Here is an 11,063-nt window from a genome sequence, read left to right as displayed (position 1 = left end):
GATTCCTACCGGATGAAACACCGCACGAAAGCAGGTGAGCGCCCCTGATCTGAGCACCCCACCCCCGCCTGGGGGTGGGGACTTCCCGTTGGCCACCAGCGGGGACTTACGAATGGCCGTTGACACCGACCGGGCAGGGCCATCCGTAGATGTCGGGCAGTCGAATTCCTGGGTGAAGGGTCGGTTTCCGTAGCGCTCACAACCCTGCGACGACCCTTCAGCGAAAAGGCAACGCCCGGTCGCTGGTCGGATCGACCTCGACCGGGCATACTCGAATGCGGCCCGCCAAATCACATCACCACGTCAGTGTCCGGTCGCCGACGATCCGGTGGGAGATGTTTTCTGCCCGCTGCGGCGGCCGCGCGTAGGTGCGATGAGGTGCTCGTGCATGACCTGTTCCCACCATGATTGCAGCGGACTGGGGTCCGGCCAGGACACGAACGCAGTATCGATAGACGGTGTCGGTGAACGGTCGAGGTGATCGGACATGACGGTTCTCGATTGCAGTAGCGATCCCGCCGGAGGGGCAGGAACTAAGGGACGGGTGGCCGAGGGGTTGCGCACAGTCGTTGCCGAGGGCGGCCCAGGGCTTGCCCGTTGCGTTGCACGACGAGCTCCGCCAGCCGCCGGGGAAAGCTCGGACTGAGCCGCGGCCAGGGCGTCGACGAGTTCGGGGTAGACCGGCAGCCAGTCGGTCAAGCCGGTGATCTCGACGATGCGACCGGTCACCGCGTACGGTCTAGCTTCGACCACGCTGATGCCCACACCGAGCCGCTGGCCTGAGCGGGTGAGTTCGGCCAACGCGAAGATCGTGCGCAGGGACATGAACTCGACCGTGGTCAGGTCGATGATCAGATGTCGGCCGCCCTCGATCGCGGTCGCGCCGATCGCCGATTCCAGCAACCGCCGCCACGGGGTGAGTGTGTGGGCGTCAGCCATCCCGCGCACATGCAAGATGGTGGTTCGGCCGCAGGGTTCGGCCTCGGCGCGCAGGCGTTGAGCCGCGTCGGGTGCTTCAGCAGTGATGGTGTTCGACCAGTAATGTGTTCGGCGAGTGACGTTCATCGAATACTCGATTCCTCGGCACCGGCAGACCTACTACCGCCCGCCCGCTCCTGCGCTACTCAAGACCGAGCGGTTTCCCCCATTCCAACACAAGCCATGTCGAGCCCGCCTGATCGTGATCTATCTGTGGCCTTTGCGCAGGTGAACCCAGCGAAATGCCCTGTCGTGCGATTCTCGCCAAGCCACCGAAGTCCGGCAGGTCAGCGCGTTATTCGGGTATGAGTGGTCGCTGACTACTCGTGTCGGCAGCGACCTGTTTCATCGCCAGCAGCCCGCAATCCGCGGCTTCGCGGGCCTCGAATATCGGGGTGATTCGGCATTGCTGCGAATGCCGGGTCACCCCGTCCGCGTCCCGGGAGAAGCCAGCCGACTCAAACCGGTACCGGGTCGCGGCCGGAAAATCGCCCAGTCCATGCCTTCGCAGTTCGAGGTGGGTCAGGTGACTGGAAACAGTCGGCTGATGGCTATCGGTGTCAGGCCCATCGCGTCGTCCAGCCGGTCCAGCACCGACCGAAACCCAGCTCGGCCATCGACCGAGCCGGTCAGCCGGGTCAGTTCGCCGACGTGCAGGGCTTGCAGTTCGGGGAATGCAGCGCACGCCCGAGCCGACAGCAGCCCTTCGACGACGAATTCGTAGAGCATTTCTTCCAGGTTGCTCGCGCGGCAGCACTCGGCCTCATCCCCCTCGAGTGGACTCTGTGTCGACACCAACGGTGATCCACGCGCAGTGAACACGGGCCACCAGTGCGCGGTGCCGGCCGTGTACGAACTCTGACACCAAGGTGAATCCGGACGGAATACAGGTTTCCGGTGTCGGGCTCGCGGAATTGGGACAGGTTCGTCGGTCAAGTACCGCTCGAGCATTGCCACTGCCCGTGGTCAGCTAACGGGAGGCGTCGTTACGGCGACTCGCGGCGCGGATGTGGGCTCTGGCGTCATCTGATCAGAGCCAGGACGAGGTCCGAGTGTGGTTACGATCTGGGTTCTCTGGTCGAACACCAGCGACCCATGAGCGAAATCGACTCGCACGCCTGCTTGGACAGGATATTCGTTGCTGCGAGGCGCACCCAGGACACCGCGGTGACCGCCGAGCTGGGAATACCGTTGTCCGATTCGCCCGCCCACTTCGAAAATCCGGCCCTCCGCAGCTTGATACAAGTAACCGTTGACGAACTGGGCGTACTGACCACCGTCGTCGGTGGGCTTCGGCTCCGAGGCCGCCGGCCCCAGGCGTCCCCGCGGTCCACCTGCCTCGATCCATTGCCTGGCCAGCACGTTGCTGTCGCCCAGCGCCAACAGTTTCGCGGTCATAGCCTGCAACGTCGAGGCATCGGGATCGGGTTGCGCGAGTGCTGATGTCGTCGAATCCTGCCCGTCCACCATTTGTTTCGGTGCCGCCCCGGAGTTGAAATCTGCCGCGAGATCACGAATGCGGTCCAGCAGGGCATAGGCGGCGTCCCCGGCACACGCGGTGTTACCGACATCTCGGTGGGAGAACACTACGGGCAGTTGCACCTGTTCACCCTGCTCGAAAGGGGTGAATTCAGTGCCTTCGGAGATCATGGTGGTAGTCCCATGAGGATCCAATCCTGCTATGCGCGTGCGCCATCCGATGATCTGCGCCATCGCGGTGACTGCGGCTGGAGTCGGTTCCTCGGACTCGTGATTGCCCATGAATGCCACCCCGGCGGTGTTCTGATTGAACCCGCCCGCGTGCGCTCCCTGCACCGGCCGGTCTAGACCACCGAAGTGCCCTTCATAGATCTGACCGTACTTGTCGACGAGCGCGTTGTAGCCGATGTCGCACCACCCCAACGTCTCTGAGTGATAGGCGTAAATTCCACGCACGATCGCCGCGGACTCGGCGATGGTGTAGTCGTTGCGGCCTGCGGTGTGATGGACGATCACGCCGGCGAGGCCGTCGTCGTACGTCGGATCTTCACACCGAATTGATTCGTCGGCACCCCACTGGCCGCGGCTGATCACCGGGGGCCCACCATTTCCTGGCGGGGCCGCGACCACTGAGGATTCTTCCTCGCCGTGACCGGGATCGAGCAGTACCGCGGTCAGTTCCGGGCCTGCCGAACCGAGGTGGTCCGCACCCGCGATCGGGCTCGGACCCTGCAGGCGGGGTTGGTCGGAGGGCTCGGGTGTATGCGTGCTCAGGATCTGTACCGCGTCGGTGTCACCGACATAGATCGGTTCGCTACCTTGCATGTTCCCTTGGCCCGGTGGTCGAGCCGCGACACTGTCGTCGGTTCCGGCCTCGAACCACTGTCCCCAGGATCCGTCGAGTTGGCGGGCCCGCACCCTGATGGTGGTTCCCTCGAGGTCCGGCGCGGTCAACCCGATCATGCTGAATCGGCTCTGGTGGGTCAGCTCTTTGACCTCGGGCCCGACTCGATCGGCCAATTGCTCAGGCACCACACCGGGATTCAATGCCGGCGTGGTGCTGGTGACAGACTCGGACGCGCCCGCGGCGATGAGTCCGATCGGACCGGTCGCTGAACCTGTAGGAAGCGGTGATGCGCCGGGCACCAGCCGAAGATCACCGACCCGAAGGTCGGGCAACTGCATCTCTGCCAACTCTCGTAGCGGCACCACCACTGTCGGGGCGCCCGCCAGCCCGACCTGCGTGGTCGTCGTTTTCGCGAAGCCGTCGGAATCGCTGTCATTGGAAACGCTGTACTGCCCTGCGTCGCCGAGAAAAGCGGCGGCGACCGGCGCCGCAACCACAGCTAAAGCGACCAGAGGAAGCGCATACGTCCGTCTGCGCGCGTAATTCGGCACCAGCTACTCCACTTCGGTAGAACCGCGTCGATGGCAGTGCACAGTCATCGACCACACCAGTACCACCGATCACACCAACCACAATTACACCAAAGTGTGAAGTGCTACTTGACACTATAGCTACGTGTTAGCTCAGCCGTCAACGCGGGACAATCGGTACCAAAGCCTCTGTCGCCAAAGGGATGCCAGCCACATCCGCCCAAGGCGTCCGCATCACTCGTTCGGTGAATCGGCCAGTGGCAAGAACGTGGCCGGTCGGGTCGATGGCTTCGATGGTGGCAGAGCGTTTTGTGTGGATCTATTCCGATGATGACGGCCATCGCTGGGCCTGCCGTGGTCTACGAACGTGTGGTGTCCGTGCCGGGAGGGCATTGCTAGTTCGAGCGTGGGGCAGTCCCTTTCGAGCCACTCCGGCACGGCTCCGGGTGGGAGGCAGGCCAATTAGTGAGCCACACCAGTCACGATGGTGGGCAGCCGCTGAGTGATCACCCCACCGGACACCTGAACCAGATCAGGGCACCCCGCCACGAGCATATCCGGGTGCGCGCCCGGGTAGTCGGTCGAGCAGATCGAGGTCATGGGAGGCCTCGACACCGAGGAGCTCATCGTGCATCACACTGATGTCGGCAATCTCAGCGAGTTCGGCGCGCACTCTGCTCGCCGAGGCCAGCGCCTGTTCGAGTAGGTCGTGGCCGAATTCGACCATCTGCCGTCGCCACCCGTCGAGCGCCGCATAGATCAACACGTTGGGGCTGGTAGTCATCAGCAGATCAGCGCAACCGCGTAAACGCACCGGATCGATCAGATCGCCCTGCAGATGAAACACCGAGCCCTGTTCGAAACCTATGCCCATCTTGTGCAAGGAGGATGGCAGTTGGGTGCCGACTCGTCACGCTGATCAAAGGCACGGATGCCACGGATGAGCTCGGTTGCGCTGGCGACGATTCGTTCTTCGAGACCGATCGGGCGCTGGGCGATCTCGGTCATGCATTCGAACAGACTCTGCGCTTCTCGGGATATCACCGCCGAGATGATGGCGTCCTTGGATCCCAGCTTGCGGAAGACCGTCATGCGTCCGACCCCGACCCGCTTAACGATGTCGTCGATGGTGGTCTTCTCGATCCCGATTTCCTGAAATTGTTCCAGCGCCGCGTTGAGGATTCGCTGGGTCATGGCATCGGTCACGACGGTCGAATCCGATGTCTGAGCTGGTAAGACGCGGGATGTCCCTCGAAACCGCCGAGCACGTCACCCGCCGCGAAGGTGCCGACACCGCCGCCGACGCGTTTCGTTCGATCCGCACCACCACGGGCGTCCTCGAGCCCGGCGAGCTGCCCATCAACGATTACGGGAACTCAATGTCGCCCAAGCCGTAGCCGAGGTGAAGGAACTGACCGACTCGGCCGACATCCGAGCGATCGTCGCCTACGAGCAAGCTCACAAGAACCGCCACAGCGTCGTCTCGGCCGCCCAGACCCGGCTCGCGGCAATCGCCCAACAACTCGCAGGACTCACCTGAAAATCCCCGCACAGCCCCCCGACAAGATACCCACCACTGAGGCGATCGACACTCCACCCGCGGTTACCGGTTGGAGTTCCATGTCTTCGCCGCGGCTGCCCCGCCGAGCCACGGCCGGATCCACGGAATCATCCAACGGCGGGCGGGCCCGAAGTGCTGCAAGAGCCCGCCCGCCGATCGCTACCTGGCGCCGGTGTCAGCGGCAGGAGTAACTTCGGTCAGCGTGGTATAGGCGACGATGTTGGATTGGTAGCTGCGAGTCTCGGTGTCGAATACCCCGCCACAGGTGACCAATTGCAAGGCGCCGAAACCATGCGATCCGTACACTTCTTCGGCTGGGAACTCCGTCTTCGGGTAGGTCTCGACCCTGGTGACGGAGAATTGCGCTGTCCGGCCGTCGCTCAAGATCACCTCGACCTGCTCTCCTGCCTGCAGTTCGGGCAGCCGGAAGAAGATCGCCGGACCGGCGAAGGAATCCAGGTGGCCCAGGATCACCGCTGAACCCGGTTGGCCGGGAGAAGGTCCCAACTTGTACCATCCCGGCTTGCGGAAATCACGGGGCACCTCGACGGTTTCATCGGGATTGAGCCCGAGCGCGTCGATCGACTGATCAACACCGATGGAAGGGATACGCAGCCTCACAGGCACCGGGGAACCCGACTCCGACCCCTCGGCGTCGGAGGGTGCAACCGGTTCCGGCACCGACACCGACACCGCCCCGGGTTCGGAGGAACCCGGATCGTGCTGGCCGCGGGTGACGAACACGACCAGCCCCGCCGTGATCAGCATCAGCACAGCGACGAGCAGCAACCGCTTCTTCACCGACACCTGCTTTTTCGGGATGCCAGCGGCTTCGAATTCGCTCGTTCCAGATTCGAAGAATCCCACCCCATCGTCGAATCGACCCGGCTCACCGTGGAATCCGGCCGAATAGGCTTCGGGTTCCCTCGGCGGGTCTTCGAACTCGCTCCTCCCGGAGTTACCGTCACTCATCGCTGTTCTCCGGACAAGAGAGCGCCCCCGTCGATCGCTACTTCGGACCCGGCTGCGGCCGGGCCGGCGGCGGGAGAGTGAGCCGCGCTGTGCTCGGAGTGGCCGATCGTAGCGGTTGCGGTACCGCCTCCACCGGTTTCCGGATGCCCCTTCGGAATTGTGTATCCATTCCCACCGGGACCACCTTCACCCTTATCACCAGGGCCACCCGGACCCGGGCCCATTTCACCGGGACCGCTTTCACCGGGACCGTTTTCCTGCGGAGCGCCTTCGCCAGGACCACCGGGACCGCCAGGTCCACCTTCACCCGGACCACCCGGACCTTCACCCGGACCACCGGGTCCACCAGGACCTTCACCGGGTCCACCGGGTCCACCGGGTCCACCGGGACCACCGGGACCACCGGGACCACCGGGACCACCGGGACCACCGGGACCACCGGGACCACCGGGACCACCGGGACCACCGGGACCACCGGGACCACCGGGACCTTCACCGGGTCCGCCGGGTCCCACTTGCCGAGATGCCGGAAAGCGACTCGGAGCCAACGCGCTTCGGTTTGGGTCGTCTTCAACGACTCTCGAGAAACCAGATCCACCATGTGTGGTGGTAGATCGAGGTCGGCCACCGCCAACTGCGGTGCTGAAGGCGCGTACTCGACATGGAAGATGTACCGCTCGTAGGAATATTCACGCACCTTGATCCGTAGCCTGACCTCGACTAACCGTCCGTCGGCATATCCGCCCAGTTGCAATACCGCTGGCGTGTCCTTCACAGTGTGCAGCCCAGGAAACCGGGCGACCAGCGCGTCCCGGCGTGCGACCGCCACCAGCGGACGCCGGATCTGCCACGGCCCGTCCGCTAGTACGCGCTCAGCGAACACCGTGCACAGAACGCCTTCCGAACTGCCGGGGGTGCGGTGACGGTTGTCGACCGCGGGCGATTCGCATATTCCACAGCGAACGTACTCGACCATACGGAGACCCTACGGCGGGGAGACTTCGTGCGCACAACGCATTTTGATCGACCGGTGACCATCCTCAACTCGGCAGATGCGGACGTTCGTTACCGCGCACCCAGCGGCATGAACGGATCCACTCGACGGCGGTATGAGGTTTCACCTTCACCCGCTTCCTGCCCGTGGGCGTGGGCGTGGTGAAGGTTGATTGCCGTTGTCGGCAATATCTGGTCTTGCAGCGTGGGCGTGGTGGGGATCGACATTTGTCGCCGAGGAGTTCGGCTCCAGCGACCTGGTCGCGAGTTCGGTGAGGAGATGCATCAACGCTCGAGCCGCGGCAGGAGTGAGGACGGGCGGATTCGTCGGGACGATGATTTCGAGCTCTGCCGGTTCTGTGCTGGCGTCTCGGCGGGTGGGGTGCGCCGGTGAAGGGTTTTGGGGCAGGTCCGGTTTCTGCATGGGTCCACCTTCAGCAGTGGTGGCCTCGCCAGGGTTGCCTGCGGCGAACTCGAACGGTTGATGTCCTCCGAGGCTGGGAGGGTTCATGATCCGCTGATGTCGTCGTTTTCTCAAGGATCTCTCAGATGGACCCGTGTTGAACCCCCACGGGCTCCTGCCTGCGGTTTTACGAATTACCCGACCCGGCTGCACCATCGACCCACATCTATATGTGCAGGTCAGAGGGGTGATACATTGAAAAGCGTTGTGTCCGGAGGGGGACTCGACCGCTACGCACACGGACTCACCCGGCAGACGTCGCTGATGATCGATTGACGTCGGCGACCGCGTGGCAAACCGCGGCGAAGGCTTCAAGCATCGATGGCATGCCGGTTCGATCTTGGGCTGGTTATGTTCTGCACCAAACTCTGCCGGTTCAGTACCTCAACAGACTGCATGTCAGATACTACGCACCCTCAGAGGCAGCGATCGCGTCAGCCTGCCGCCACAGCTCGTTCCATTCCACGCCTATCTGCACGATGGTGACTACTGCGAGACCAAGGGAGACCAGCTCGCCGAAAGGCAGTGGTCCGTCCGCTGCTGACAGACCTAATGCCACGGCCCCGCGGATTGCGAATCGGACCGCAACAGCCTTCCAGAAATGGCGCCACAGAGCTCGCCCTGCGACCGCCAGACCGACCGCCGCGACAGCTCCGACAGCGACCGGGGCCAGGTTACGAGCCTGGACCTCACCCGACAGACGTTCGCGTTCGCGTTCTCGCTCATCGGCACCGACACTCTTAGGCGACGGATGAGGCAGCGCTTGGACCGCGTATGCCAGCAGACCCGGCATACACCAGGCTGTCTTGATGACGACCGCGGCACCCGGAATAGGCACGACCAGCTGCGGCGGTTGGTAGACCGACGGCAGCATGGGCACCACTACAGTGACGCCGGCACCCGCACGCCACATCACCTGCTCGTGGTCGGTGGCGTTACCGTGGGCGATGTAGCCCGCCAGTTGCGTCTCCCCCTCGAGAAGATGATCCGGCAGCGCGGGCTTGATCTCGGCGACCGACAGCACTCCCGCCTCGTTTCTCCGAGCCAGATCCGGTTTGCCCATACCGGCCGCTCCCCCGATTGTTTGCGGTGGAACGACATTCGGCGGCCCGCCAGTAGTCCCTCCGGTCCGGTAGGGAGCGAATGAACCGCCCGGAATGCCGATTGACAACGCGCCCGGTACGCGGAGGGCGAAGTCCTTCTCGATTAGTTGGTGCACCACAATCCCGGACAACAGACTCATATTGGGGCCCTCGGACAAATCGGCACAGCCGGCAAACTGCCGACGTACTCGCGGGGCCCGATTCGCATCGTGCTGCGTCACGTGGGCAAGTTCGTGAACGATCAGTTCGCGCCCACGATCGATGTGCGGCTCGTATGCGCCCCGCCCGAAAAAGATCTGCCGCCCGATAGTGACCGCCTCAGCATTGACACTGCGCGAAAGTTCTTCCGCTACGCCGTCAGTGTGAATCCTGACGTTACTGAAGTCGTGCCCGAAGACGGGGCCCAATGCTTGCGGCGTGGCCGCAGTTCCTGGCCGTAGCCGGGAGCGAACTGTCGCTGCCTTGCGGTCGGCCGCCACCTCGTCGGCGTCTGTTGGCGAGCTGATCTCCCACGGCACACGCGTGCGGCACACTGCCGGAGCTACGGCGGAGGACCCGCCCAGCGGCGTGTCGGTCGGTCCGTCGACATCACGATGTGTCGAGATTCGACAAAAGCCGTGTGCGAAGTGACCGGATGCGCCGACCGCCATGGCTTCGACCGGATGAACAATACGTGTCTGCCATGTAGGTGCTATCACCACAGGATTACGGGCGCGCCCCCAAACGGTGGGGACGGCCACCGGTTCTCGTCTGGACTGCTCAGCTGAATGTTCCATCTCGTCCTCCGGCACGTTTTGTCAAGCGGGACCGTTCACATTCTCGAGCGGCGCGAACAGGCGACGGCAGTCAGTCGTCACGGTGAACACGCGGTCATCGACGGCCATCTCCGCGAGCGGCGCGTAATGGTGCACCACTCCGCGCGGGGGTAGGGCATCCGGCGCCGAGCCGATCGACCATGGCCATTCAACGTCGCCGGTGGCGGTGCGGGCGGGCACCAGCCAATAGTCGCCGGTTCGGTATTCCCGTTCTGGACCTTCGCCGGTGGCGAACTGGATCCGGATTCCGTCCTCGAGGTCGATCCAGCCGTCGTCACCACTCGATTCCCTTACCGGCAGCGCACCCTCGAATTCGCTCGCAGCGTCGTGGTCCCAGCGCCGCAGGACGGGGTGCAAATCGGGCTGGGTGCCCACCCCGTCATGCGTTGCTCCGGTGAGGACCACCTCGAACTCGTCCCGATCGACCGAGGCGACCTGCAGCAGCGGCGGACTGGCAAAGGCCAATGCGGTGGCGTCGTCGGAAAGTTCCACCCAGTCACCCTCTTTCAACCCCAGACGCGCATCGCGGCCGACCGACCCAAGTGTAAGGACAACGGAGCCGCGATTATCCCGCCATTGTTGCAAGATAGGAAACGCAACGGACCCATTTTCTCGCGACCATTTGAAGGTCGCGCCGCTGGACGCGTACTCGCGACATGCCGGTCCGCCCCGGTGGATCTCGACCCTGTACAGCTGGTTCTCCGCGCCTCGGTAGCGCGCCTCGGGATCGATAACACAGGCATCGGGCGCTGGCTCGGGTTCGCGCCCCTTCGCTCGCATGAGTCCGCTACCACAGGCGAGGAATTCCTCGGTGGCAGCGCAAGTGAATATCTCACCCGCGCCGAGCAATGCACGCACCTGCCACACCAGCTGACTCCTGGTAGCGGTGTCTGGTCCGCCAAGTGCGACCTCACGCAGACCGGGCGCTTCGAGGTAGCTCACATGACGCTCCCAAACATCGAGGTAGAGCAGGAACCCGCTCGCCCGCCGCAGCTCCTCGAGCGTGGGCTCGAAGGGATAGCTGGGTTGCTCGGTATAGCCGATCTTATTCTCATTCTCGCAAAGAAGACCCTGGACATAGTACCGACCCACGCCGACAGTCAGGTCACCGGCATCGGAGACGGCGATTTGGAACCCACCATCACCCGCCGGACCACCATGCTGCCCGACGACATCCGTCACGAATACGCGCAGATAGCGCTGAGCGATCGACGCCTGTTCGTTCCAGTCAGCGTCAACCTGCACGCGTCCCTGCTGCATGAATACGCGGGTGTAGTGGTTGCGCGGGTCGAATGTATCCCGTGTGAAATCGCCCTTCATGG

8 protein-coding genes and 2 pseudogenes are annotated in these 11,063 nt (G+C 63.7%); 1 reads left to right on the top strand and 9 read right to left on the bottom strand.

Features of this window, described 5'->3' with window-relative positions; genetic code table 11:
- Window positions 1-303: 303 nt before the first annotated feature.
- From IBJ82_RS07245 to IBJ82_RS07225, 5 genes and pseudogenes are all read right to left on the bottom strand, one after another.
- A complete protein-coding gene (locus IBJ82_RS07245; protein WP_194825072.1) occupies window positions 304-1,065 on the bottom strand; it encodes an STAS domain-containing protein in 762 nt (253 codons plus the stop codon).
- 435 nt (window positions 1,066-1,500) lie between these two features.
- Entirely contained in the window at window positions 1,501-1,773 is a 273-nt protein-coding gene (locus IBJ82_RS07240; protein ID WP_370585193.1) for a hypothetical protein, read from the bottom strand.
- 171 nt (window positions 1,774-1,944) lie between these two features.
- A complete protein-coding gene (locus IBJ82_RS07235; RefSeq protein ID WP_370585192.1) occupies window positions 1,945-3,801 on the bottom strand; it encodes an N-acetylmuramoyl-L-alanine amidase in 1,857 nt (618 codons plus the stop codon).
- A 607-nt stretch (window positions 3,802-4,408) separates the two neighbouring features.
- A pseudogene (locus tag IBJ82_RS07230) lies at window positions 4,409-4,720 on the bottom strand (ornithine decarboxylase); the annotation flags it as partial.
- Entirely contained in the window at window positions 4,699-5,028 is a 330-nt protein-coding gene (locus IBJ82_RS07225) for a TetR/AcrR family transcriptional regulator (RefSeq protein ID WP_228536789.1), read from the bottom strand. The gene IBJ82_RS07225 and the pseudogene IBJ82_RS07230, both read right to left, overlap by 22 nt.
- Before the next feature lie 44 nt (window positions 5,029-5,072).
- On the opposite strand from IBJ82_RS07225, the pseudogene IBJ82_RS07220 reads away from it, so the two are divergent.
- A pseudogene (locus IBJ82_RS07220) lies at window positions 5,073-5,374 on the top strand (ferritin-like domain-containing protein); the annotation flags it as partial.
- Window positions 5,375-5,554: 180 nt separating this feature from the next.
- Here IBJ82_RS07220 and IBJ82_RS07215 read toward each other — a convergent pair.
- The 4 genes from IBJ82_RS07215 to IBJ82_RS07200 all read right to left on the bottom strand — a co-directional run bounded on the left by IBJ82_RS07215 (window position 5,555) and on the right by IBJ82_RS07200 (window position 11,061).
- Window positions 5,555-6,367, bottom strand: a complete 813-nt coding sequence (locus IBJ82_RS07215; protein ID WP_228536474.1) for a class F sortase — start codon at window positions 6,365-6,367, stop codon at window positions 5,555-5,557.
- 37 nt (window positions 6,368-6,404) lie between these two features.
- Window positions 6,405-7,343, bottom strand: coding sequence for a hypothetical protein (locus IBJ82_RS34580; RefSeq protein ID WP_228536473.1), 939 nt, complete (start codon window positions 7,341-7,343; stop codon window positions 6,405-6,407).
- A gap of 886 nt (window positions 7,344-8,229) precedes the next feature.
- Window positions 8,230-9,702: a DUF4157 domain-containing protein gene (locus IBJ82_RS07205; RefSeq protein ID WP_194825069.1), complete on the bottom strand. Its 1,473-nt coding sequence runs from the start codon at window positions 9,700-9,702 to the stop codon at window positions 8,230-8,232.
- A 21-nt stretch (window positions 9,703-9,723) separates the two neighbouring features.
- A complete protein-coding gene (locus tag IBJ82_RS07200; RefSeq protein ID WP_194825068.1) occupies window positions 9,724-11,061 on the bottom strand; it encodes a DUF6519 domain-containing protein in 1,338 nt (445 codons plus the stop codon).
- Window positions 11,062-11,063: the final 2 nt, after the last annotated feature.

Source organism: Nocardia sp. XZ_19_231, assembly GCF_015355705.1.
GTDB classification, from domain to species: Bacteria; Actinomycetota; Actinomycetes; order Mycobacteriales; family Mycobacteriaceae; genus Nocardia; species Nocardia salmonicida.
The sequence above is the reverse complement of the archived record's forward strand: the minus strand, read 5'-3'. Positions and strand labels throughout refer to the sequence as shown.

Coding starts and splice junctions, on each gene's coding strand:
- IBJ82_RS07205 (WP_194825069.1), bottom strand. CDS start 9,702: ATGGAACATTCAGCTGAGCAGTCCAGACGAGAACCGGTGGCCGTCCCC.
- IBJ82_RS07215 (WP_228536474.1), bottom strand. CDS start 6,367: ATGAGTGACGGTAACTCCGGGAGGAGCGAGTTCGAAGACCCGCCGAGG.
- IBJ82_RS07225 (WP_228536789.1), bottom strand. CDS start 5,028: ATGACCCAGCGAATCCTCAACGCGGCGCTGGAACAATTTCAGGAAATC.
- IBJ82_RS07245 (WP_194825072.1), bottom strand. CDS start 1,065: ATGAACGTCACTCGCCGAACACATTACTGGTCGAACACCATCACTGCT.
- IBJ82_RS34580 (WP_228536473.1), bottom strand. CDS start 7,343: ATGGTCGAGTACGTTCGCTGTGGAATATGCGAATCGCCCGCGGTCGAC.
- IBJ82_RS07200 (WP_194825068.1), bottom strand. CDS start 11,061: ATGAAGGGCGATTTCACACGGGATACATTCGACCCGCGCAACCACTAC.